Annotated in this window: 20 protein-coding genes and 1 pseudogene; 19 read left to right on the top strand and 2 right to left on the bottom strand. The window is 64.8% G+C overall.

The genetic code is table 11. The features are described from left to right. The first annotated feature begins 34 nt into the window (after positions 1 to 34). Both Q7T45_RS10940 and Q7T45_RS10935 read left to right on the top strand, forming a co-directional pair. Positions 35 to 895, top strand: coding sequence for a 23S rRNA (adenine(2030)-N(6))-methyltransferase RlmJ (locus Q7T45_RS10940; RefSeq protein WP_304870595.1), 861 nt, complete (start codon positions 35 to 37; stop codon positions 893 to 895). A 278-nt stretch (positions 896 to 1,173) separates the two neighbouring features. Then, on the top strand, positions 1,174 to 1,386 hold the full coding sequence (locus Q7T45_RS10935) for a cold-shock protein (protein ID WP_304742374.1): 213 nt from the start codon (positions 1,174 to 1,176) through the stop codon (positions 1,384 to 1,386). A gap of 302 nt (positions 1,387 to 1,688) precedes the next feature. Here Q7T45_RS10935 and Q7T45_RS10930 read toward each other — a convergent pair whose 3' ends face one another. Beyond that, positions 1,689 to 2,315 (bottom strand): outer membrane protein, encoded by a 627-nt coding sequence (locus Q7T45_RS10930; RefSeq protein WP_304870593.1) that lies wholly within the window; start codon positions 2,313 to 2,315, stop codon positions 1,689 to 1,691. A 271-nt stretch (positions 2,316 to 2,586) separates the two neighbouring features. On the opposite strand from Q7T45_RS10930, the gene uvrC reads away from it, so the two are divergent. The 10 genes from uvrC to Q7T45_RS10880 all read left to right on the top strand — a co-directional run bounded on the left by uvrC (position 2,587) and on the right by Q7T45_RS10880 (position 13,016). Further along, the gene (uvrC, locus tag Q7T45_RS10925; protein ID WP_304870591.1) at positions 2,587 to 4,695 is read left to right on the top strand and encodes an excinuclease ABC subunit UvrC; all 2,109 of its coding nucleotides are present in this window, start codon (positions 2,587 to 2,589) and stop codon (positions 4,693 to 4,695) included. Between the two features lie 84 nt (positions 4,696 to 4,779). Then, a complete protein-coding gene (gene pgsA, locus Q7T45_RS10920; protein WP_304870589.1) occupies positions 4,780 to 5,397 on the top strand; it encodes a CDP-diacylglycerol--glycerol-3-phosphate 3-phosphatidyltransferase in 618 nt (205 codons plus the stop codon). Then, positions 5,394 to 5,645 carry a molybdopterin converting factor subunit 1 gene (gene moaD, locus Q7T45_RS10915; protein ID WP_304742367.1) on the top strand — a complete coding sequence of 84 codons (252 nt, stop codon included), beginning with the start codon at positions 5,394 to 5,396 and terminating at the stop codon, positions 5,643 to 5,645. The genes pgsA and moaD overlap by 4 nt, the downstream gene beginning before the upstream one ends. Before the next feature lie 8 nt (positions 5,646 to 5,653). After that, entirely contained in the window at positions 5,654 to 6,121 is a 468-nt protein-coding gene (locus tag Q7T45_RS10910) for a molybdenum cofactor biosynthesis protein MoaE (protein WP_304870586.1), read from the top strand. Continuing rightward, positions 6,121 to 7,083, top strand: coding sequence for a 50S ribosomal protein L3 N(5)-glutamine methyltransferase (gene prmB, locus Q7T45_RS10905; RefSeq protein ID WP_304870584.1), 963 nt, complete (start codon positions 6,121 to 6,123; stop codon positions 7,081 to 7,083). The genes Q7T45_RS10910 and prmB overlap by 1 nt, the downstream gene beginning before the upstream one ends. A gap of 155 nt (positions 7,084 to 7,238) precedes the next feature. Next, positions 7,239 to 8,585: an aspartate aminotransferase family protein gene (locus Q7T45_RS10900; protein ID WP_304870582.1), complete on the top strand. Its 1,347-nt coding sequence runs from the start codon at positions 7,239 to 7,241 to the stop codon at positions 8,583 to 8,585. A 266-nt stretch (positions 8,586 to 8,851) separates the two neighbouring features. Then, on the top strand, positions 8,852 to 9,421 hold the full coding sequence (locus Q7T45_RS10895) for a phage holin family protein (protein ID WP_370691255.1): 570 nt from the start codon (positions 8,852 to 8,854) through the stop codon (positions 9,419 to 9,421). Continuing rightward, positions 9,421 to 10,548, top strand: coding sequence for a YihY/virulence factor BrkB family protein (locus Q7T45_RS10890; protein ID WP_304870580.1), 1,128 nt, complete (start codon positions 9,421 to 9,423; stop codon positions 10,546 to 10,548). Before Q7T45_RS10895 ends, Q7T45_RS10890 begins: the two co-directional genes overlap by 1 nt. 125 nt (positions 10,549 to 10,673) lie before the next feature. Beyond that, positions 10,674 to 12,146, top strand: coding sequence for an EAL domain-containing protein (locus Q7T45_RS10885; protein WP_304870578.1), 1,473 nt, complete (start codon positions 10,674 to 10,676; stop codon positions 12,144 to 12,146). 15 nt (positions 12,147 to 12,161) lie between these two features. Further along, positions 12,162 to 13,016: a TIGR01459 family HAD-type hydrolase gene (locus Q7T45_RS10880; RefSeq protein ID WP_304870576.1), complete on the top strand. Its 855-nt coding sequence runs from the start codon at positions 12,162 to 12,164 to the stop codon at positions 13,014 to 13,016. Between the two features lie 158 nt (positions 13,017 to 13,174). Here the strand turns inward: Q7T45_RS10880 and Q7T45_RS10875 are convergent, their stop codons facing one another. Continuing rightward, on the bottom strand, positions 13,175 to 13,570 hold the full coding sequence (locus tag Q7T45_RS10875) for a response regulator (RefSeq protein WP_304742352.1): 396 nt from the start codon (positions 13,568 to 13,570) through the stop codon (positions 13,175 to 13,177). 228 nt (positions 13,571 to 13,798) lie between these two features. On the opposite strand from Q7T45_RS10875, the gene Q7T45_RS10870 reads away from it, so the two are divergent. The 7 genes and pseudogenes from Q7T45_RS10870 to Q7T45_RS10840 form a co-directional block, all read left to right on the top strand. Further along, entirely contained in the window at positions 13,799 to 14,770 is a 972-nt protein-coding gene (locus tag Q7T45_RS10870) for a bifunctional riboflavin kinase/FAD synthetase (protein ID WP_304870574.1), read from the top strand. 59 nt (positions 14,771 to 14,829) lie between these two features. Next, positions 14,830 to 14,949, top strand: a pseudogene (locus Q7T45_RS10865) (sugar O-acetyltransferase); the annotation flags it as partial. A 192-nt stretch (positions 14,950 to 15,141) separates the two neighbouring features. Beyond that, positions 15,142 to 18,141, top strand: a complete 3,000-nt coding sequence (gene ileS / locus Q7T45_RS10860; protein WP_304870572.1) for an isoleucine--tRNA ligase — start codon at positions 15,142 to 15,144, stop codon at positions 18,139 to 18,141. Between the two features lie 159 nt (positions 18,142 to 18,300). After that, positions 18,301 to 18,798 carry a signal peptidase II gene (lspA, locus tag Q7T45_RS10855; RefSeq protein ID WP_304870569.1) on the top strand — a complete coding sequence of 166 codons (498 nt, stop codon included), beginning with the start codon at positions 18,301 to 18,303 and terminating at the stop codon, positions 18,796 to 18,798. Positions 18,799 to 18,889: 91 nt separating this feature from the next. Next, positions 18,890 to 19,621 carry a hypothetical protein gene (locus Q7T45_RS10850; protein WP_304870567.1) on the top strand — a complete coding sequence of 244 codons (732 nt, stop codon included), beginning with the start codon at positions 18,890 to 18,892 and terminating at the stop codon, positions 19,619 to 19,621. Positions 19,622 to 19,795: 174 nt separating this feature from the next. After that, positions 19,796 to 21,187, top strand: a complete 1,392-nt coding sequence (locus Q7T45_RS10845; protein WP_304870565.1) for a pitrilysin family protein — start codon at positions 19,796 to 19,798, stop codon at positions 21,185 to 21,187. 2 nt (positions 21,188 to 21,189) lie between these two features. Continuing rightward, positions 21,190 to 22,500 (top strand): pitrilysin family protein (locus Q7T45_RS10840; protein ID WP_304870672.1); only part of this gene is annotated, 1,311 nt, incomplete at its 3' end.

Raw genomic sequence — 22,500 nt, 5'->3', positions numbered from 1 at the left:
TACTTTCGTCGTCTGATGTCGTAACCCCTCTCCCATGAATTACCGTCACGACTTTCATGCCGGCGGCTTCGCCGACGTCATCAAGCACATCGTGCTGGTGCGTATGCTCACCTATCTGCACGAGAAGCCGGCGGCGTTTCGCGTCATCGACACCCATGCCGGCGCCGGGGTCTACGATCTGACCTCCGAGGAAGCCCGCCGGGGTGGCGAATCGCTGACCGGGATCGCCCGCATCATGCAGGCGCGGTTTTCGGAAAAGACCGAGCCGCTGCTGAAACCCTATCTCGACATCATCAGGGCGTTCAATCCGCAGCGCGACCTGAAGGCCTATCCGGGATCGCCGCTGATCGCCCGCGCGCTGCTGCGGCCGCAGGATCGCCTGACCGCCTGCGAGGTCGAGCCGAAAGCCCGCAAGCGCCTGATCGAGGCGCTCCGGCGCGACACCCAGGCCCGGGTGGTCGACCTCGACGGCTGGACCGCGCTGCCGGCCTTCGTGCCGCCGAACGAGCGGCGCGGCCTGGTCCTGATCGATCCTTCGTTCGAGCAGAAGGACGAGTTCGAACGGCTGGCCGCAGGCTTTGCCGAGGCCTTCGCGAAATGGCCGACCGGCAGCTATTTGATGTGGTACCCGGTGAAAAGCCGGCGCGCCACCGACGGCCTGGCGCGGCATGTCGCCGAGGTGGCCGGCGCCGGCAAGCCGCCGGGAAAATGCCTGCGACTGGAATTCAGCGTCGCACCGCAGGCCGCATCCCCGGGCCTCGTCTCCACGGGGCTTCTGATCGTCAACCCGCCCTGGACGCTGATGGGCGAGTTGAAGGCAATCCTGCCCGAACTGGAAAAGCCGCTCGGCCAGGGCGGCGCCGGCCGGTTCAGGCTCGAAGTGCCCAAACCCTGACGCTGCAGGCCTCCGCCGCTTTGCCGCGCCGCAAAAGCACGATTTGAACGGTAGGCAATTTGCCGGGAACCGTATTATGCTCAGTCCATTGGACTGGCTTTACGTTCCGCTTCCGCAAATGGTAGCGGCGGAGTGACAAGGCCTCAAATAATTTCAAGACGGATCGGCGGTGCAGCCTAATCCGCAGATGGCCCTGCCTTCCGGCAGCGAATGTCCGGTCGGGCTGATACGCGCTGACGGCGCGTGGCGGCGGTGCAGTACGGGGGAGGAGTTTCCCGATGGCCATGACTGGGATCGTCAAGTTCTTCAACGGAGAACGGGGCTATGGCTTCATCAAGCCCGATGACGGCGGTCGCGATGTGTTCGTTCACATCACCGCGGTGGAGCGGGCCGGGTTGAAGGACCTGATCGAAGGACAGCGCATCACCTTCGAAGTCGAACCGGACAAGAAGGGCAAGGGGCCCAAGGCGGTCAATCTGGTGATTTCATAGCAGCTATCCATCGGGCGAGGTGTCGCTTCACTTCTCGGACGGCACACCCCACTCCTCATCCTGAGGAGCCGCGCGCGCTTCGCGCGGCGTCTCGAAGGATGGCAGCAGCAAATGTGCCAGATGGTTCGAGACGCAGGTCCGGCGACGCAAGGGCGCGCCGGATCTGCTCCTCACCATGAGGGAGTCGAGGATGCCGCTTGAGAAGCGATCCGGCACCATTTCGAGCACACAAAAAAATCCCGGCCGCGGGAAGCGGCCGGGAGGTTGCAGTCAATCTTTTCTTGTTCGAACTTTTCTTGGTATCAGAAACGATAGTTCACGCCGGCGCGCAGCAGTCCGAACCGGTAACCGTTCGACGCTCCGGTGATGGTGAAGTTGGAGTTGGCGAGATCGACATAGAGATATTCGATCTTGGCGCTCAAATTCTGGGTGAGGCCGAATTCGGTGCCGGCGCCCACGGTCCAGCCGGCCCTGGTATGGCTTTCCGACAGCCCGAAGGTCTCGCCGCGCAATTCGCCGAACGCCAGACCGCCGGTACCGAAGAACATGATGTTGTTGAAGGCGTAGCCGACCCGGCCGCGCACGGTGCCGAACCACGGATTGGAGAATTTCCACGGCGCGAAGGTATCATTGGCGCCGGTCGCCTGGATGTCGCCCTCGGCGCCGAACACCCATGGTCCGGTCTGCCAGTTGTAGCCGGCCGTTACGCCGCCGACGAAACCCGAAGGCTTGGCCGGGTTGTTGTGGACGCTTCCCCAGGCGTAGCCGAGATTGGCGCCGAGATAGGGGCCGGCCCAGCTGTAGGCGTTGAGCGGCTGGTTGACGGTATAGGGAGCGCGCGCGCCGTAATTGTTCATGTCGGCGGCCTGCGCCGGCAGATTCCAGCTCACGGCGGCCAGCGCCACTGCGCCCGATACAAGCTTTTTCATCGTACTCTCCCCACGCAACTGCCGTGCCCCTTCCGCTTCGAGAAGCGCCCGAATTGGGGGCGCAACGCGAGACCGCATGGTTACGGAATCCACTCTTCTTCTGATAAGATTTATCGAGAGTTTTAAGTTAAAGGGTTGTTAAGACCCGTTACCGCCCGCTCAGCATTCTTAAGAAAGTGTTACGCTGCGGTTCGCCGCGCGGATGGGCGTCGGCAGAGGCTGCCGTCGCGGCGCTGGCGATGCACGGGGCCAGCGCTTAAGTATTCGGCCGATGGATCACGATTCTTCCCAGACCCCCAAGGATACCTCTGAGGATACCCCTGAGGTTCCGGTTCCGCCGACGGAGCGCAGCGCCGTAGGGCCGGCCTCTGCGCCTGCCGATCTGCCGCCGCAGGACCCGGCGCCGGAGGAGTTCGACCCCGCGACCTCAGGCTCCGAAGAGGACGACGAGGGCCTGCCGGAGATTGCCGACGAGTCAGGCGAAGCACTGCCGGAAGGCCGGTTGGCGTCCGGCCATGCCGCGATCGAGCACGCAGTCCGCCATGCCCCGACCTCGCCCGGGGTCTACCGCATGCTCAATGCGGCCAGCGACGTGCTCTATGTCGGCAAGGCGAAAAACGTCAAGAAGCGGCTGTCTTCCTATGCAAGGGTTTCGGCGCCGCAGCCGGCGCGCATCCTGCGCATGATCGCGGCCACCGCGACCGTCGAGATCGTGTCGACCACGACCGAAACCGAGGCGCTGCTGCTGGAAGCCAATCTGATCAAGCAGCTGCGACCGCGCTTCAACGTGCAGCTGCGCGACGACAAATCGTTTCCCTATATTCTCATCACCGGCGACCACTGGGCGCCGCAAATTCTAAAGCATCGCGGCGCGCAGTCGCGCCCCGGGCGATATTTCGGTCCGTTCGCCTCGGCCGGTGCGGTCGGCCGCACCATCACGGCGCTGCAACGCGCCTTTCTGGTGCGCTCCTGCACCGACGCGTTTTTCGAAAGCCGCACCCGGCCCTGCCTGCTCTACCAGATCCGCCGCTGTTCGGGCCCCTGCACCGGGGAAATCGATTTTCCCGGCTATACCGAACTGGTGCACGAGGCGACCGATTTCCTGTCCGGCCGCAGCCGCGTGGTGAAACAGCAACTCGCCGGCGAGATGGAAAAGGCTTCCGCCGAACTCGAATTCGAGACCGCGGCGCTTTACCGCGACCGGCTCGCGGCACTGTCGGCGATCCAGTCGCAGCAGGGCATCAATCCGCGCAGCGTGGAGGAAGCCGACGTCTTCGCCATCCATCAGGAGGGCGGCTATTCCTGCATCGAGGTGTTCTTCTTCCGCACCGGGCAGAACTGGGGCAATCGCGCCTATTTTCCCCGCGCCGAGAAAACCTTCACCCCGGAAGAGGTGTTGGCCTCGTTCCTCGCCCAGTTCTACGACGACAAGCCGCCGCCGAAGCTCATCCTGCTGTCGCATGCCATCGAGGAATGCGAATTGCTGGCCGATGCGCTGTCGATCAAGGCCGGCTTCAAGGTGGAAGTCACGACGCCGCGGCGCGGCGAAAAGAAGGAGATGATCACGCACGCGCTGACCAATGCGCGCGAGGCGCTGGGCCGCAAGCTGGCGGATACCGCGACCCAGAGCCGGCTGCTGCAGGGCATGGTCACCACGCTCGGCTTGGCCCATCCGCCGAAGCGGATCGAGGTCTACGACAACAGCCATATCCAGGGCACCAACGCGGTCGGCGCCATGATCGTGGCGGGGCCGGATGGCTTCATCAAGAACCAGTACCGCAAGTTCAACATCAAGTCGGAAGGCCTCACCCCCGGCGACGATTACGCGATGATGCGCGAGGTGCTCGAGCGGCGTTTCAAGCGGCTGTTGAAGCCCGCGGAAGACGGCGCCGCCAAGCCGAAAGCGGACGATGATTCGTTTCCGCAATGGCCGGACCTCGTCATCATCGACGGCGGCCGCGGCCAGCTCAACGCCGTCAGGGAGATTTTCGAGGGATTTCAGTTGACCGGGGTGACGCTGCTGGCCGTGGCCAAGGGGCCGGACCGCGACGCCGGCCGCGAAACCCTGTTCATGCCGGACCGCGAGGCGATCAAGCTGGAGCCGCGCGACCCCGTGCTGTATTTCATCCAGCGGCTGCGCGACGAGGCGCATCGCTTCGTGATCGGTTCGCACCGCAAGCTGCGCAAAAAGGACATCCGCGAAGCCGGATTGCAGGAAATCCCGGGCATCGGCCCGTCACGGAAACGTGCCTTGCTGCACCATTTCGGAACGTTGAAGGAGATCGAGCGGGCCTCGATCGCCGATCTCGGCAAGGTTCCGGGGGTCAGCGCCGAGAGCGCCCGCAAGATTTTCGAGTTTTTCCATGCGCAACCGGGGTAGTTTCGCGTCACATGGGGGTCGCCCGCAACGGATCACCTGCGCCGCACGGTTGACCTTCATGCTTGGGCGGTATTGGTAAGACGGATGAACATCGCCACCGCAAAGGGTTCGGGCAGGAGCTCGATGTCCCTGCCGAATATCCTGACCTACGGCCGGATCGCCGCGATTCCGGTGGTGGTGGGCTGCGTCTTCCTGCAGTCCATTATGTACTACCCGTTGTGGCTGCGCTGGGTGGCACTGGCGGTATTTATCGCCGCGGCCATCACCGATTATCTCGATGGCTATTATGCGCGAATCTGGGACCAGCACTCGGCGTTCGGCCGGATGCTGGATCCGATCGCCGACAAGCTGCTGGTAGCATCCTGCCTCCTGATGCTGGCGGCAGATAGCAGCATCCATGGCTGGACGCTGTGGGCGGCCATCGTGATCCTGTGCCGCGAAATCCTGGTCTCGGGCCTGCGCGAATATCTCGCGGCCCTGCGGGTCAGCGTCCCCGTCACCAAGCTGGCGAAATGGAAAACCACCATCCAGCTGGTCGCGATCGGCTTTTTGATCGCCGGCGAAGCCGGCGAGGCGATCCTGCCGCCGACCACGCTGATCGGCATCGTCCTGTTGTGGGTGTCGGCGATTTTCACGATCTACACCGGCTGGGACTATTTCCGCGCCGGCATTCATCATCTCATCAAGGAGGATGAGGGTTGAAGGTCAAGTATTTCGCCTGGGTGCGCGAACGAATCGGCAAATCAGAGGAAACGGTCGAGCCGCCGGCCAGCGTTCGCACGGTGGACGACCTGATCGCCTGGCTGGCGGGACAGGGCGAGACTTACGCCCATGCCTTCGAGACCCCACGGGTGATTCGCGCCGCGATCGACCATGCCCACGTCAAATCCGATACCGCCATCGCCGGCGCCCGCGAGATTGCCTTTTTCCCGCCGATGACCGGCGGCTGATCCCCGCAATGGCCGCCCATGTGACAATCCGGATCCAGGAGGCCGATTTCGACATCGGCCGCGAGATCGCAGCGCTTACGCAAGGACGCACCGATATCGGCGCCATCGTGACGTTTTCCGGGATCTGCAGGGGCAGCGAGGGCGATGAGGCGATCGCGGCGCTGACGCTGGAGCATTACCCCGGGATGGCGGAGGCCGAAATCGCCCGCCATACCGAGACCGCGATGTCGCGCTGGCCGCTGACCGGCGTGACCGTGATCCATCGCGTCGGCCGCATCACACCCGGCGAAAACATCGTGCTGGTGCTGGCGGCCTCGGCGCACCGGCAGGCGGCATTCCAGGCGGCGGAGTTCCTGATGGATTATCTGAAGGCCAATGCGCCGTTCTGGAAGCGCGAGGAAAAGCCCACCGGAACCAGCTGGGTCGACGCCCACAGCCACGACGACGCCGCCGCCGCGCGCTGGACCAAATCCTGATGGCGAAGCGTGCAAAACCGGCGGCAAAGCGGCCCGCCGCGATGAAACTGCCCAGGGTCGCATCCGGCGAACTCAAGACGCTGCTCGATTTCGTGCGCTATGCGACCAGCCGCTTCATCGAAGCCAGACTCGTGTTCGCGCATGGCACCACCGATCCGGTGGCGGAGGCCGCCTTCCTGGTCTGCGAAACGCTGCATTTGCATCCCGACCAGTTCGAGACGTTCGCGATGGCGCGGGTCACCGCCAACGAGGCCAAGGCCATCCTCGACGTGATCGCGCGCCGCGTCACGTCGCGCAAACCCGCCGCCTATCTCGTCAACAAGATCTACATGCGCGGCCTGCCGTTCTATGTCGACGAGCGCACCATCGTGCCGCGTTCCTTCATCGGCGAGCTGCTGGACTCGCATTTCGGCGGCGAGGATGACGAAACCGGCGGTTCGCTGATCGAGGATTCCACTGATGTCGAAAGCGTGCTCGACCTCTGCACCGGCTCGGGCTGTCTCGCCATCCTCGCCAGCCGGAATTTCCCCAATGCTGCGATCGACGCGGTCGACCTGTCCAAGGACGCGCTTGCCGTCGCCGCGCGCAACGTCGCCGATTACGGCCTTGAGGACCGCATAACGCTGCACCGGGGCGACTTGTTTGGGCCGCTCGAAGGCCGGCGCTACGACCTGATCATTTCCAATCCGCCCTATGTCGACGCGCAAGGGATGGCCGACCTGCCGCGCGAATGCCGCGCCGAGCCGAAACTCGCGTTCGATGGCGGCGCCGACGGGCTCGATATCGTCAGGCGCATCCTCGACGAGGCCAAGCAGCATTTGACGCCGCAGGGCGGGTTGTTGTGCGAGATCGGCCGCTGCCGGCCGGCGCTGGAGGCCGCCTACCCGCAATTGCCGCTGCTCTGGCTCGAAACCGAGGATTCCGACGGCGAAGTGTTCTGGATCGGCGCCGCCGATTTGTGAGCGGCCAGGTTCTTGAGCGACCAAGTGCCGCGCGAGCCGGCCTCAATCCGCCCGATTGAGCGCAAATATTGCGCTGCATCGGCGTTCCCGATGCGCAGCGAAGCTGATAGCTTGCGGGTAGCTGCCCATGCCCCAAAACCTTGAAGAGGCCTCCCATGCTGGATAAGAGCCCACGCCCCGCCACCGTCAACGTGCCGAACGATCTCGCCGCGCACTGGATGCCGTTCACCGCCAACCGGGCGTTCAAGAAGAACCCGCGGATGCTCGCCGGCGCCAAGGACATGCACTACTTCACGGTCGACGGCCGCAAGATCATCGACGGCGCCGCCGGCATGTGGTGCTGCAATGCCGGCCACGGCCGTCCCCAGATCGCTGAGGCGATCGGCAGGCAGTCCGCGGCACTGGACTATGCGCCGCCGTTCCAGTTCGGCATTCCCCAGGCCTTCGAGCTTGCCAGCCGCATTGCCGATCTGGCGCCGGCCGGACTCGATCACGTGTTCTTCTGTAACTCCGGTTCTGAAGCCGCCGATACCGCGCTGAAAATCGCGCTGGCCTATCACCAGATCAGCGGCCAGGGCGGCCGCACCCGGCTGATCGGCCGCGAGCGCGGCTATCACGGCGTCGGCTTCGGCGGCACGTCCGTCGGCGGCATTGTCGGCAACCGCAAGATCTACGGCTCGCTGTTGTCCGGCGTCGATCATATTTCCCACACCTATGACCGCGAGAAGCAGGCCTTCACCAAGGGCGAGCCGGAATATGGCGCGCATTTCGCCGACGATGTGGAGCGGCTGGTCAATTTGCACGGCGCCAACACCATCGCCGCCGTGATCGTCGAGCCGATGGCCGGATCGACCGGCGTGCTGCCGGCGCCGAAGGGCTATCTCAAGCGGCTGCGCGAGATCACCCAGAAGCACGGCATTCTGCTGATCTTCGACGAGGTCATCACCGGCTACGGCCGACTCGGTTTTGCGTTCGCGGCAGAACGTTACGGCGTGCTGCCGGACATGCTGACATTTGCAAAAGGCATCACCAATGGCGCAGCCCCCATGGGCGGCGTGCTGGTGCGCGACACCATTCACGACGCCTTCATGAGCGGCCCGGAGCACGTCGTCGAACTGACTCACGGCTACACCTATTCGGCGCACCCGATCGCCTGCGCCGCGGCGCTGGCGACGCTGGACATCTACCGCGAGGAAAAGCTGTTCGAGCGCGCGAAAATGCTCGAGCCGAAACTCGCCGACGCCGTGATGTCGCTGAAAAACGAACCCAATGTGGTGGACATCCGCTGCGTCGGCCTGACCGCGGCCGTCGACCTCAGTTCCCTACCCGATCTGCCCGGCAAACGCGGCTTCGACGGACTCAACAGCGCGTTCCATGACAACGACCTGATGATGCGCGTCGCCGGCGACACGCTGGTGCTGACGCCGCCCTTGATCATCACCGAGGACCAGATCGGCGAGATCGTCGACAAGATCGCCAAGGTGATCCGCGCGGTGGCGTAGATTTCTTCGCCTCTCCCCGCTTGCGGGGAGAGGCCGAAATTCGCGTCAGCGAATTTCGGGTGAGGGGGACTCTCCTCCTTGCCGGACCTCGCGGATGAGAGAGCCCCTCACCCCAACCCTCTCCCCGCAAGCGCGGGGCGAGGGAGCAGACCGCCGCCGACGCAACAGCTACGGAACCTTCAAAACCCGTCCACGTTCACTCCCCGCAGCGATGATCAGCGTCGCTGCGGCGGAGGATCGACTACATGCCGGCGCTTTCGAGCGGATTGCTGCGCGCGGGGCTCGCGCTCAAACTGAACCAGGTCAAACGGGCCACAAACTCTTATTTGCGCGACCGCACCAATCAGGCCACCGGCACCGCCACCTCCTACGCCGTTGCGGCCGGGATGTTTGCCGCCGCCGGCATTTTCCTGATCGCGGCGCTTCTGGTCGGCGCCGCGGCGCTGTTTCGCTGGATTGAAATCAATTACGGGCTATTTCCGGCGTTCGGCGCCACCGGCGGCCTGCTGGTGGCGATCGCGGCGATCTGCGCGGGAGCGGCGGCCAGCCGACTGAAGCGCCCGGCGCCGCAATTCCCGTCGCTGGCGAGCCGTCTGCGCGTCGCCATCAATGCCAATCCGATCAAACCGGCCCGGGTCGAGGCGGCCACCGATACCGCGACGCAAATCCTGCGTGAACCAGCCACGCCTGTGAGCGGCGCGAACCGCGCAGGGCGGACATCCCGTCCGGGCCTGGTCGTGGACAGCAGGAAGATGCAGGCCGGCCTGCTCCTGGCGGCAACGTTGTTGGGCTGGGCGGCCGTGCGACGGCAGCAGGCGCGACGAACGGCACCCTGATGGCCGGCCGGCGCTCCGAGGCGGCCGACAATCTGCTCCTGATCGCGGCTACGGCGATTTTCGTCCTGACCGCGCAGCGCTTTCTTCAGACCATCGCCGCGCCGGAGCCGGCTCGCGAACCGGAAATCGCGCCTGCCCATCGCTTCTCGCCTGAAATCGCGCAGCCTGGACGCGGCCGGCTTTCCAGCAATCCCTTCCAGATTCCCTTCGCCGCCTGGAAGGATATCCTGTGGCGTACCTGGCAGCAGATCGACGAAGACCGCCTGCTCGCGACCGCCGCCGGCGTCGTGTTCTTCGGCCTGCTCGCGGTGTTTCCGGCCATCACGGCGCTGGTATCATCCTATGGGCTGTTCGCGGATGCCTCCACCATCGGCGCCAATCTGCAGACGATGGCTGTGATGCTGCCGCAGGGCTCGTTCCAGATCGTGCAGGACCAGATCGCGCGCGTGCTGGCCAAGGGCGATACCGCGCTCGGCGCGACCTTCGTGTTCGGCCTCGGGCTCGCGATCTGGAGCGCCAACGCCGGCGTCAAGGCCGTGATCGAGGCGTTGAATGTGGTCTATGGCGAGCGCGAGAAGCGCGGATTTTTCAGGCTGAACTTGCTGTCACTGGCCTTCACCACAGGCGCGATCATGGCGCTGATGCTGATGGTGAGCGCGGTGGTGGCACTGCCGCTGGCGCTCGATCATCTCGGCCTCGCCCAGGAGAGCAAGACCATTGTCAGCCTGGTGCGATGGCCCGTGATGTTCGCGATGCTGCTGGCGGCGCTCGGCGTGCTCTACCGGTTCGGGCCGAGCCGGCGGGCGGCGCGATGGGAATGGCTCAGCGTCGGCACGCTGGCCGCGGCCCTGCTCTGGATCGCCGGCTCCTCGCTGCTGTCGTGGTATCTGTCGAACTTCGGCAACTACGATGCCACCTACGGCTCGCTCGGCGCCGCCATCGGCCTGATGATGTGGATGTGGATGTCGGCGATCATCGTGCTGTGCGGTGCCGAACTGAACTCGGAAATCGAGCACCAGACGGCACAGGATTCGACGGTCGGGCGGCCCAAGCCGCTCGGCGCCCGCGGCGCCGTGATGGCGGACACGGTGGGACCGGCGGTTCCGGCCGAATCAGAAGAACACTAGCTCGTCGAATCAACATTGATGCTAAGCTCGCGGCGCCTGGAGGAGCGCACGACACGACCGATGGCTGCGGCTTTCGCGTTTCGACCGGGCGGGAGCAGTCTGGACTTGAGGGCGTTGCGCGCGACATGATTCGCATTTCCACGGTTTTCATCGCCATCTGCATGGTGCTGGTTGCGGCCTCGCTCGGCCTTATCCTGTATTCGGTGCTGGGCATCAGCGGTTCGGAATCCGCGATCGTGGCGCTCACCGCGCTGACCTTCCTGATCCTCTATAACGCCGTGTCGATGCGGCTGCGCGACCGCACCGATGTCGGCGGCCAGATCGCGGATCTGTCGCGCGGCACCGCCGATCTCGCCCGCCAGGTTGCCGAATTCGGGCGCCGCCTCGCCGCCGTCGAGGGCCGGGTGGTGTCGGCCAATTCGACCGGCGCCGACCGCATCCAGACCGTGATCGGCGAGATCAACGAGCTCGGCGTGCTGGTCAAGCAGCTCGCGAGCTCGGTCGCCAGCCACGACGACATGCTGGCCGCGGGCACCGCTGCCCCGCCGCCTCAGCCTGCGAGCCCGCCGGAACGCGAAGCTCCGAGCGAACTGCCCGATGTCGCCGAAGAGACAGCCAGCGCGCCCGCGCCCGCCAGGGCGGTGCCGGTCCCGGCAGCGCCTGCCGCAGCAGCACCTGCGATCACGGAGGCCACGCCGTCGCGCAGCCACGCGCACATCCTCAACGCCGTGAAGGGCGCGGTCGAGGAAAACCGCATCGATATCTATCTGCAGCCGATGGTGACCCTGCCGCAGCGCAAGGTGCGCTTCTACGAGGCGGTGACGCGGTTGCGCGACGACAAGGACGAGGTTCTCGCCGCCGAGGATTTCATCGGGGTCGCCGAAGCCGCCGGGCTGATCGGGCGGATCGATCACATGGTGATGCTGCGCTGCGTGCAGGTGCTGCGCCGCCTGATGGTGCGCAACAAGGACGTCGGGATCTTCTGCAACGTCGCCGCGGCGACGCTTGGCAATCCCACCACCTTCGCGCAATGCCTCGATTTCCTCGAAGCCAACCGGGCGCTGGCGCCGTCCTTCGTGCTCGAATTCAAGCAGTCGACGTTTCGCAACCTCGGCCCGACCGAAACCGAACATCTCGCGGCACTGGCGCAGCGCGGTTACCGTTTCTCGATCGACCACGTCACCGATCTCAGGATCGAGCCGCGCGAACTGGCCGATCGCGGCGTCCGTTTCATCAAGGTCCCCGCCGCCTTGCTGCTCGACCAGCGCTCGGGTTCCACCTCCGACATTCACCCCTCGGACCTTTCCGATCTGCTCGGCCGCTTCGGCATCGACCTGATCGCCGAACGGATCGAAGGCGAACGCGCCGTGGTCGACCTGCTCGATTACGACGTGCGGTTCGGGCAGGGATTTCTGTTTGCACCGCCCCGGCCGTTGCGGCCCGAGGGGGCATCTGCTACCGGCGGGACGCCTCCGAACAACGCGCAGGAACCCAATGGCCCCCCTAAGACGGCTCCCCTCCCTGGTCCGGCCATCGAGCCCCCGGCGCGGACGACCGGCAACGCCGCGCTGGCGCGGCGCGCCGCTGGGCCGGGCTGACCGGTCGTCGCTGCCATGACCGGACTGCGCTTTGCCGAGCGGCTTCGCGACCTCGTCCCCGGCGTGGAAGTCGTGCTCTCCGACATCTGGGGCGTGGTTCACAACGGCCTGGTGGCCTTCCCCGAAGCCTGCGAGGCGCTGCACAACTTCCGAACCCAGGGCGGCACGGTGATCCTCATCACCAACGCGCCAAGGCCTGCCGATTCGGTGCAGCGGCAATTGCGCAAGCTCGGCGTCGCCGACGAGACCTATGACGCCATCGTCAGTTCGGGCGACCTGACCCGGCATTTCGTCGCCGACCATTCGACCAAGAAAATGTTCTGGCTCGGCCCCGAGCGCGACAATTCGATCTATCGCGGCCTCGATCCGATGCTCGCGCCGCTGGAAGCCGCGGATTACATCGTCTGCACCGGCCTGTTCGACGACGAAACCGAATCAGCCGAGGATTATCGCGGCATGATGCTGAAGGCGCGCGAGCGCCAGCTGACGCTGGTCTGTGCCAATCCGGACATCGTGGTCGAGCGCGGCGACCGCCTGATCTACTGCGCCGGCGCGATCGCCGAACTCTATCGCGAACTCGGCGGCGAGGTGATCTTCTACGGCAAGCCGCACCGGCCGATCTATGAGCGCGCCATGGCACTCGCGGCGGAACGCCAGAGCCACGCCATCCAGCTCAACCGCGTGCTGGCGATCGGCGATTCCGTGCGGACCGACCTGACCGGCGCGCATGCCTTCGGCATCGACTGCCTGTTCCTGACCCGCGGCATCCACTCCGAAGAGTTCGAGGGCATCGATCAACTCGACCCCGCCTCGGTGAAGGAGCTGTTCGGCCACCCGCCGAAGGCGCTGATGCGGGAGTTGAGGTGGTAGGGGCGTAGAGTTGCTTGCGTCGTCCCGGCGAACGCCGGGACCCATACCGCGTGATCTCTCGTTTTCGCGATGTGGTAGCAGCCTTCTTCACAACTGACGCCCGGGATTATGGGTCCCGGTGTTCGCCGGGACGACACCCGAGGGTGTTGCGACGCGCCTTACGCGCTCGCCATATCCGGAAATACCGCCTCGATCTTGGTCTTCAGCGTGGCGGCGTTGAACGGCTTGACGATGTAATTGTTGACGCCGGCCTTCTTGGCGGCGATCACGTTTTCGGTCTTGGATTCCGCCGTGATCATGATGAACGGCGTGGTGGCGAGATTGGGGTCGGCGCGAACTTCCCGGAGCAGGTCGTAGCCGGTCATCGGCTCCATGTTCCAGTCGGAGATCACCAGCCCGTATTTCTTGACGCGCATCTTGTTCAGCGCCGCCGAGCCGTCGCTGGCGTCATCGATATTGTCGAAGCCAAGCTGCTTCAGGAGATTTCGGATGATCCGGATCATGGTGTTGTAGTCATCCACCACCAGAACCGACATCGACAAATCAACCGCCATCTTGACTCCCCCGCAACGCTACAAACCACACCGGCCTGCGCCAGGCCAAGAAGCCCCGCAGTCCGCCCCCACCAGTACCACCAGCCTTTAAACAGCCCGTTAACCGACCTTGGCGGGAAACATGGCAAAAGCACCCGTTCTACGGCGGGTCCGACCCGGCTTGACTTCATCGCGGCTGCCACGTCACGGTCCCGCGCCTGCTGACCTCGCCCGGAAAAATCCTGCAAAATGACGCCTGGCTTTACCGTTATTCGCGACACCACGCCCGCAGCCTCCATCCCCAAGGGAGCGGTGGTGGCGATGGGCAATTTCGACGGCGTCCATCTCGGCCACCGCGCGGTGATTGAGGCTGCCCTGCAGATGGGCCGCGCCCATGACCGGCCGGCGCTGGCGGTGACCTTCGAGCCGCATCCCAAGAGCTTCTTCAGCCCGAACACCCCCCAGTTCCGGCTCACCGACGAGGCCAGCAAATTGAGACTGCTGGCCGGGACCGGGCTTTCCGGCGCGGTGGTCATGACCTTCGACAAGGGCCGCGCCGGGACCACGGCGCAGGATTTCATTCACCATGACCTGATCGAACGGCTCGGCATCAGCGGGATCGCGGTCGGCTACGACTTTCATTTCGGCAAGGGACGCGTGGGCTCGCCGAGCCTGCTGGTCAGCGAAGCGCCCCGACTCGGCATCGAGGTCGACGTCCAGGCCCATATCGATATCGAAGAGCGGCCGGTGTCCTCCTCGGCGATCCGGATGGCGCTCGCGGAGGGGCAGATCGACGACGCCACCGCGATGCTGGGCGGCCCGTGGTTCGTGGCAGGCACCGTGATCCATGGCGAGAAGCGCGGCCGCGATCTCGGCTATCCCACCGCCAACATCCGGCTCGACAAGAATTGCGGGCTCAAGCACGGCATCTATGCGGTGCGGGTCGGCCGCGGGACTGAGCGCCTCGACGGCGTCGCCAGTTTTGGCCGCCGTCCGACCTTCGACAATGGCGCGCCGCTGCTGGAAGTGTTCCTGTTCGACTTCAAGGGCGACCTCTATGGCGCGTCGCTCGATGTCGCCTTCATCGCCTTCATCCGCGACGAAGTGAAGTTCGACGGCATCGAGGCGCTGGTGCGCCAGATGGACGACGACTCAGCCCGCGCCCGCGCTGCGCTGGCGGCAGCGCCGGATGCGTTTCCGAAGCTGGGAGTGGTCGGTTGAGCAAGACCGAAAAGCCGGTATCGGAACGGCATACGCTGCTGACCGAGCGACTCGCCCAGGTCGGCGACGGCGCCGTGATCGGGGCCGGCAGCGTGGTCACCCGGGATGTCGAGCCCGGCCAGACCGTTACCGGCAATCCGGCCCGGCCGCGTCACCCGCGTCCGGCGGTCGAGGACTGACCGTCCGGCATACGCTGGGGCTTTGCGATTTTCCCGCTTGGCTGCTATGGAAAGCCCCATGTTTGCGCGGCGCACCATCCCCATTAGCGGCCCGGCTTCCGCCTGAGCTTAGGCTCGGCGCAAGACCGGGACCTTATCCATCATCCGCGATGAATCGCGTTTCAGCGCCCCTTGAGCCAAACCAGAGCATTCATGTCCGAGAAGCCGCAAAAGTCCGACGTTACCGACTATTCCAAGACCCTGTTCCTGCCGCAGACGGAATTCCCGATGCGCGCCGGCCTGCCGCAGCGCGAGCCGGAGATCCTCAAGCGCTGGAACGAGATCGGCCTCTACGGCAGACTGCGCGAGAGCGCCGCCGGCCGGGCCAAATTCGTCCTGCATGATGGGCCGCCCTACGCCAACGGCAACATCCATATCGGTCACTCCCTCAACAAGATCCTCAAGGACGTGGTGACCAAGAGCCAGCAGATGCTCGGCTTCGATTCCAATTACGTGCCGGGCTGGGACTGCCACGGCCTGCCGATCGAATGGAAGATCGAGGAAGAGAACTACCGCTCCAAGGGCAAGCAGAAGCCGGACTTCAAGGACTCCACCGCGATGGTGGCGTTCCGCAAGGAGTGCCGCGCCTATGCCACGCATTGGCTCAACGTGCAGCGCGAGGAATTCAAGCGGCTCGGCATCATCGGCGACTGGGACCACCCCTACGCCACGATGGACTTCGCCGCCGAAGCGCAGATCGCGCGCGAGCTGATGAAGTTCGCCGCCAACGGCCTGCTCTATCGCGGCTCCAAGCCTGTGATGTGGAGCGTGGTGGAAAAGACCGCGCTGGCGGAAGCCGAAATCGAATACGAGGACTACACCAGCGATACCGTGTGGGTGAAGTTTCCGATCACCTCGCCGGTGCATGGCGTGCTGGCCACTGCCAGCGTCGTGATCTGGACCACCACGCCCTGGACGCTGCCCGGCAACCGCGCCATCAGTTTTTCGCCGAAAATTTCCTACGGCCTCTACAAGGTCACCGATGCGCCCGGCGATAACTGGGCCAAAAACGGCGATCTGCTGATTTTGGCGGATGCGCTGGCGGAAAGCGTGTTCAAGCAGGCGCGCGTCGCGGCCTACGAGAAGGTGCGCGAGGTTCCGGCCGACACGCTGGATGCGGTGGAATGCGCCCATCCGCTGAAAGGCGCCGACGGCGGCTACGAATTCGTCGTGCCGCTGCTCGCCGGCGACCACGTCACCGACGACACCGGCACCGGCTTCGTGCATACCGCGCCCGGCCATGGCCGCGAGGATTTCGAGGTCTGGATGGCCAATGCGCGCGAGCTGGAGCAGCGTGGCATCAACACTATCATCCCCTATACCGTCGATGAGAACGGTGCCTTCACCGATCACGCGCCGGGCTTCACCGGAAAGCGCGTCATCAACGACAAGGGCGAAAAGGGCGACGCCAACGAGGCCGTGATCAAGGCGCTGGTCGAGCGCGGCATGCTGCTGGCGCGCGGCCGGCTCAAGCATCAGTATCCGCATTCCTGGCGCTCGAAGAAGCCGGTGATCTTCCGCAATACCCCGCAATGGTTCATCGCGATGGACAAGCCTATCGCGGATGCCGGAAATGCGAAATCGGGCGACACGTTGCGCGCCCGCGCGCAACACGCCATCTCGGTCGCCCAATGGGTGCCGCCGTCGGGCCAGAATCGCATCAACGGCATGGTCAACTCAAAGCCCGACTGGGTGATTTCGCGCCAGCGCGCCTGGGGCGTGCCGATCGCGGTGTTCGTGCGCGAGAAGAGCGATGGCTCCGCCGAAATCCTGCAGGACGAAATCGTCAATCAGCGCATCGCCGAAGCCTTCATGGAGGAAGGCGCCGATGCCTGGTACATGGACGGCGCCCGCGAACGCTTTCTCGGGACCCGCGCCGGCGAAGACTGGAAGAAGGTCGACGACATCTGCGACGTCTGGTTCGACTCCGGCTCGACCCATGCCTTCGTGCTGGAAGACCGCCAGAATTTTCCTCAACTCGGCCATATCGTCCGCAAGGTCGATGGCGGCGCCGATACCGTGATGTATCTGGAAGGCAGCGACCAGCATCGCGGCTGGTTCCAGTCGTCGCTGCTGGAAAGCTGCGGCACCCGCGGCCGCGCGCCGTTCGACGTGGTGCTGACGCACGGCTTCACGCTGGACGAGAACGGCCGCAAGATGTCGAAGTCGGTCGGCAACACCGTCGAGCCGCAGAAGGTGATGAAGGACTCCGGCGCCGATATCCTGCGACTGTGGGTCTGCGCCACCGACTATGCCGACGACCAGCGCATCGGCCCGGAAATCCTCAAAAACACCATCGAGACCTACCGCAAGCTGCGCAACTCGATCCGCTGGATGCTCGGCACGCTGGCGCATTTCGCGCCCGGCGACGCCGTCGCGCACTCCGACATGCCCGAACTGGAGCGGCTGATGCTGCATCAGCTCGCCGGCCAGGCCGCCATCGTGCGCAAGGCCTACGCCGAGTTCGACTACAAGACCGTGGTCGCGAGCCTCTCGGCGTTCATGAACACCGAACTGTCGGCGTTCTATTTCGATATCCGCAAGGACACGCTGTATTGCGACGCGCCGTCGTCGCTGGCGCGCAAGGCGGCGCTGACCACGATCGACATCATCTGCGACTCGATCCTGAAATGGCTGGCGCCGGTGCTGAGTTTTACCACCGAAGAGGCGTGGCGGATGTACCGGCCCGACGCCGAGCCCTCGGTGCATCTGACGCTGTTCCCGACCGAGTTCGAGGCATTCCGCGACGATGCGCTGGCGGCGAAATGGGAGACCATCCGCGACGTCCGACGCGTCGTTACCGGCGCGCTTGAGCTCGAGCGCGCCGCCAAGACCATCGGCTCCTCGCTGGAGGCCTCGCCGCTGGTCTACGTCTCCGACCAGAACATCTTCAACACGCTGTTCGACATCGATCTCGCCGAAGTATTCATTACCTCGAATGCGATGGCGACCAATGACGACGCGCCGGCCGGTGCATTCCGGCTGAACGAGGTGCCCGGCGTCGCCGTCGTGGTCGAGAAGGCCGTCGGGACCAAATGCGCGCGGTCGTGGAAGATATCCACCGATGTCGGCGAGGATGCCGAATACCCCGACGTCTCGCCCCGCGACGCCAGGGCGTTGCGGGAATGGAAGGCGCTGGGAGTAAGTGTGTAATACTCTATCGTCGTCCCCGCGAACGCGGGGACCCATAATCCCGGGCGTCCGAGATGGAAACAAGACGTTGATCGACGACCTCTTACAACCACATCGTCACGGCGTATGGGTCCCCGCGTTCGCGGGGACGACGGCTGGTTTCGTAGCAACGGGCGTCGCATGACCCCCCACCTCCGCTCCGGGATCATCGCCGCCGCCGCAGCGCTGGTGCTCGACCAAGTCTCAAAACTCTGGCTGCTGTTCGTGTTCGACATCGCCCATCGCGGCGCGGTGAGGGTTACGCCGTTTTTCGACCTCGTGCTGGCCTGGAATGTCGGAATCAGCTTCGGCTGGTTCCAGAGCGACAGCGCGTGGGTCCAGGTCTTCCTGATGCTGATCAAGGCGGTGGCGGTGCTGGTTCTGGCGATCTGGATGGCACGGTCGCAGACCCTGCTGGCGACGATGGCCCTCGGCCTGATCATCGGCGGCGCCATCGGCAATGGCATCGACCGCTTTGCCTATGGCGCGGTGCTCGATTTCGCCCTGTTCCACCTCGATATCGGCGGAAAAACCTACAATTGGTACGTGTTTAACCTTGCCGACGTGGCGATTGTTGCCGGGGTAACAGGCCTGTTGTATGATTCCTTCCTGGGGGTACCCGCCGCAAAAGCGCCCTGATCCCGGCTGATACGAGCCCTGCGGGCCGGAGCGGAGTTGCGCGCCTCAGATCGGCGTCCCCGGCGGAAGAATTTTGAACAGGAACAGCGTGATGCGCGACACCGAAGCCAGCTTCCGGATTGTGCAAAACCCGTTGCAGATCTCTTGGGGAACCCCTTGGCGGGGGCTGAAGCTCGCCGTCGCCGTGCTGGGCATTGGTCTCGTGATTTCAGCAGGTGCTGCCCGCGCCGCTGACGACGACGAGGACGACAAGACCTTCGAAGAGAAGATCATCGAAGGCATCATGGCCGGTATCGGCGGCACCAACATGGAAAACCGCGGCATCGAGTACCGCGAGCGGTCGCCGCTGGTGGTGCCCCCCAAGCTCAATTTGCCGCCGCCGGCTTCCGCGGCGGCCGAGGCTCCCGCGCCGAACTGGCCGAAGGACCCCGACGCGCAGCGGCGCAAGGCCGCGGCCGCCGCCCGCAAGAAGGACAACAAGGATCCGGCGATGGCCAGCCGTATCCTGACCCCGGCCGAACTGGCCGCCGGCAAGACCGCCGCTCCCGCCCGCAACGGCGCCAGCGACCCGATCCAGCCCGGCGCTACCAACAGCAATGTGCTCCTGAGCCCGTCGGAGCTCGGCTACAAGGGCGGCTTCAGCGGCCTGTTCGGCGGCAGCAAGACCGAGACCGCGCCGTTCAAGGGTGAGCCGACCCGGGAAACGCTGACGCAACCGCCGAGCGGATACCAGACGCCGTCGCCGAACTTTGCCTACGGCACCGGGCCGAAGGAAACGATGAACAAGGAATACAACCCGGCCGCCGGCAAATACGGCGAATAGGCGCTGGCTTAATCTATTGTAACCTCTCGGCTTCGTGACGCTCGCCGGTATTGTCCCGGTGTACGGTGCCGCGGCGTTATCCCGAACATTTCCGTTCGCGCTGCAAGCTTCTCATTTGCACGTATTCTGCCGCAAACCCGGTACTCGCTTTGCGGAATACGCGCCAGACAGGTCATGATGCCCACACCCCGCTTTGCCGTTTCGCTCGCCGCCGCGCTGCTCCTTACACTGGCATTTTCCGCAACCAGCGTCCGTGCCCAGACCACGGTGACGTCGGAGCGCCCCGCCACGTTCACGCTTCCCAACGGCCTGCAGGTCGTGGTGATCCCGGATCACCGCACGCCGGTGGTCACGCACATGATCTGGTACAAGGTCGGCTCCGCCGACGAGACGCCCGGCAAGTCCGGCCTCGCCCACTTCCTCGAACATCTGATGTTCAAGGGCACTTCCAGGCATCCGGCCGGTGAATTCTCCAAGACCGTGCTTCGGATCGGCGGCAACGAGAACGCCTTCACCTCGACCGACTACACCGGTTATTTCCAGCGCGTGCCGCGCGAGCAGCTGGCGAAGATGATGGAATTCGAGGCCGACCGCATGACCGGCCTGATCCTGAAGGACGAAAACGTGCTGCCGGAGCGCGACGTCGTGCTCGAGGAATTCAACATGCGGGTCGCCAACAACCCGGATGCGCGGCTGACCGAGCAGATCATGGCGGCGCTGTATCTCAACCATCCCTACGGCCGCCCCGTGATCGGCTGGCGCCAGGAGATCGAGAAGCTCGACCGCGAGGATGCGCTGGCGTTCTACAAGCGGTTCTATGCGCCGAACAACGCCATCCTGGTGATCGCCGGCGACGTCGAGCCCAGGGAAATCCGCGCGATGGTGGAGCGGACCTATGGCGACATCCCGGCACAGCCTGCCATATCCGCCCACCGCGTCCGGCCGCAGGAGCCGGTGCCGGCGGCCCCGCGCTCCGTGACGCTGTCCGATCCCAGAGTCGAACAAACCAGCGTGCGGCGCTATTATCTGGTGCCCTCCGCCAACACCGCCGCGGCGGGCGAAAGCCCAGCGCTCGACGTGCTCGCGCAATTGATGGGCAGCGGCTCCAACTCCTATCTTTATCGCGCGCTGGTGATCGACAAGCAGCTCGCGGTCAGCGCCGGCGCCGGCTACCAGGGCACCTCGCTCGATGCGACACAGTTCGTGATCTCGGTGTCGCCGAAGCCAGGCGTGGAGTTTTCGCACATCGAGCAGGTGATCGACGGCGTGATCGCGGATGTCGGGCAGAACCCGGCACGGTCGGAGGATCTCGAGCGCGTCAAGACCCAGCTGATCGCCGAAGCAATCTACGCCCAGGACAATCAGGCGACACTGGCACGCTGGTACGGCGGCGCGCTGACCTCCGGCCTCAGCATCGACGACATCCGAAGCTGGCCGGACCGCATTCGCGCCGTCACCGCCGAGCAGGTCCGCGACGCCGCGCAAAAATGGCTGGATAAAAAGCGATCGGTGACAGGCTACCTGATCAAGGATGCCACGCCGAAACGCGAGGAGAAGCGTTCGTGAACATTTTCGTGACTTCGTTCAGGTCCACCCGGCGCCTCGCCTTCGCGGCGGCTGCCTGTCTGGCGCTGGCGCCGATGCCTTCGCACGCCGCTGCCAAAATCCAGCATCTGATTTCGCCGGGAGGCATCGAAGCCTGGTTCGTGCAGGACGCCACCGTGCCGCTGATCGCGATGGAATATGCCTTCGGCGGCGGCGCGACGCAGGACCCGGCCGACAAGCCCGGCGTCGGCAATATGGTCGCCAGCCTGCTCGACGAGGGTTCGGAAGAGCTGGATTCCAAGACCTTCCACGAGCGGCTCGACCGCCGCGCCATCGAGCTCAGCTTCTCCTCGACGCGGGATTATTTCCGCGGCAGCTTGCGCATGCTCAAGGATAACAAGGACGAGGCTTTCGACCTGCTGCGCAAGGCGGTGACCTCGCCGCGCTTCGAGAGCGCCGATGTCGAACGTATTCGCGCCCAGATCAACTCGGGCCTGCGGCGCGAGACCTCCAATCCCTCGTCGCTGGCCAGCCGCAAGTTCCTGCAACTCGCCTTTGGCGACCATCCCTATGGCCGCCAGGCCAACGGCACGCTGGAAAGCGTGCCGAGGATCGATACCGCCGACATGAAGGATTACGTCCGCCGCGTGCTGGCGAAGGATACGCTGCGAATTGCCGTGGTCGGCGATGTCGACCCGGCTACGCTCGGCCAGTTGCTCGACAAGACCTTCGGCGGATTGCCGGCCAAGGCGAATCTAACACCGGTCGCCGAGGTCGAGGCCGCCAAGCCTCCGCAGCGCGCCTTCATTCCGCTCGACGTGCCGCAGACCGTGGTGATGTTCGGCGGCCCCGGCATCAAGCGCAACGATCCAAATTTCATGGCCGGCTATATCGTCAACCACATTCTCGGCGGCGGCGGGCTGTCGTCGCGGCTCTACCGGGAAGTCCGCGAGAAGCGCGGTCTGGCCTATTCGGTCAATGAATCGCTGTTGTGGATGGATCGCTCGGCGATCTTCATCGGCACCACCGGAACCCGCGCCGACCGTGCCGGCGAAACCGTCGATGCGATCGAGAAGGAAATTGGCCGCATCGCCGAGGAGGGCCCGAGCCAGCAGGAACTGGACGAGGCCAAGTCCTATCTCAAGGGCTCGCAGATGCTGGCGCTCGACACTTCCTCGAAGCTGGCGTCGGCGCTGCTGCAATACCAGCTCGACAAGCTGCCGATCGACTACATCGAGAAGCGCAACGCCATCGTCGATGCCGTGACGCTGGACGACGCCAGGAAGGCCTCGAAGCGGTTGTGGGGGCAAGGCCTGCTCACCGTGATCGTCGGC

It is taken from the genome of Bradyrhizobium sp. (assembly GCF_030646015.1).
Taxonomy (GTDB): Bacteria; Pseudomonadota; Alphaproteobacteria; order Rhizobiales; family Xanthobacteraceae; genus Bradyrhizobium.
The sequence above is the reverse complement of the archived record's forward strand: the minus strand, read 5'-3'. Positions and strand labels throughout refer to the sequence as shown.

Bases quoted from the DNA above. Each gene is read 5' to 3' on its own strand.
- Q7T45_RS10940 (WP_304870595.1), top strand. From the start codon at position 35: ATGAATTACCGTCACGACTTTCATGCCGGCGGCTTCGCCGACGTCATC.
- Q7T45_RS10935 (WP_304742374.1), top strand. From the start codon at position 1,174: ATGGCCATGACTGGGATCGTCAAGTTCTTCAACGGAGAACGGGGCTAT.
- Q7T45_RS10930 (WP_304870593.1), bottom strand. From the start codon at position 2,315: ATGAAAAAGCTTGTATCGGGCGCAGTGGCGCTGGCCGCCGTGAGCTGG.
- uvrC (WP_304870591.1), top strand. From the start codon at position 2,587: ATGGATCACGATTCTTCCCAGACCCCCAAGGATACCTCTGAGGATACC.
- pgsA (WP_304870589.1), top strand. From the start codon at position 4,780: ATGAACATCGCCACCGCAAAGGGTTCGGGCAGGAGCTCGATGTCCCTG.
- Q7T45_RS10910 (WP_304870586.1), top strand. From the start codon at position 5,654: ATGGCCGCCCATGTGACAATCCGGATCCAGGAGGCCGATTTCGACATC.
- prmB (WP_304870584.1), top strand. From the start codon at position 6,121: ATGGCGAAGCGTGCAAAACCGGCGGCAAAGCGGCCCGCCGCGATGAAA.
- Q7T45_RS10900 (WP_304870582.1), top strand. From the start codon at position 7,239: ATGCTGGATAAGAGCCCACGCCCCGCCACCGTCAACGTGCCGAACGAT.
- Q7T45_RS10890 (WP_304870580.1), top strand. From the start codon at position 9,421: ATGGCCGGCCGGCGCTCCGAGGCGGCCGACAATCTGCTCCTGATCGCG.
- Q7T45_RS10885 (WP_304870578.1), top strand. From the start codon at position 10,674: ATGATTCGCATTTCCACGGTTTTCATCGCCATCTGCATGGTGCTGGTT.
- Q7T45_RS10880 (WP_304870576.1), top strand. From the start codon at position 12,162: ATGACCGGACTGCGCTTTGCCGAGCGGCTTCGCGACCTCGTCCCCGGC.
- Q7T45_RS10875 (WP_304742352.1), bottom strand. From the start codon at position 13,570: ATGGCGGTTGATTTGTCGATGTCGGTTCTGGTGGTGGATGACTACAAC.
- Q7T45_RS10870 (WP_304870574.1), top strand. From the start codon at position 13,799: ATGACGCCTGGCTTTACCGTTATTCGCGACACCACGCCCGCAGCCTCC.
- ileS (WP_304870572.1), top strand. From the start codon at position 15,142: ATGTCCGAGAAGCCGCAAAAGTCCGACGTTACCGACTATTCCAAGACC.
- lspA (WP_304870569.1), top strand. From the start codon at position 18,301: ATGACCCCCCACCTCCGCTCCGGGATCATCGCCGCCGCCGCAGCGCTG.
- Q7T45_RS10850 (WP_304870567.1), top strand. From the start codon at position 18,890: ATGCGCGACACCGAAGCCAGCTTCCGGATTGTGCAAAACCCGTTGCAG.
- Q7T45_RS10845 (WP_304870565.1), top strand. From the start codon at position 19,796: ATGATGCCCACACCCCGCTTTGCCGTTTCGCTCGCCGCCGCGCTGCTC.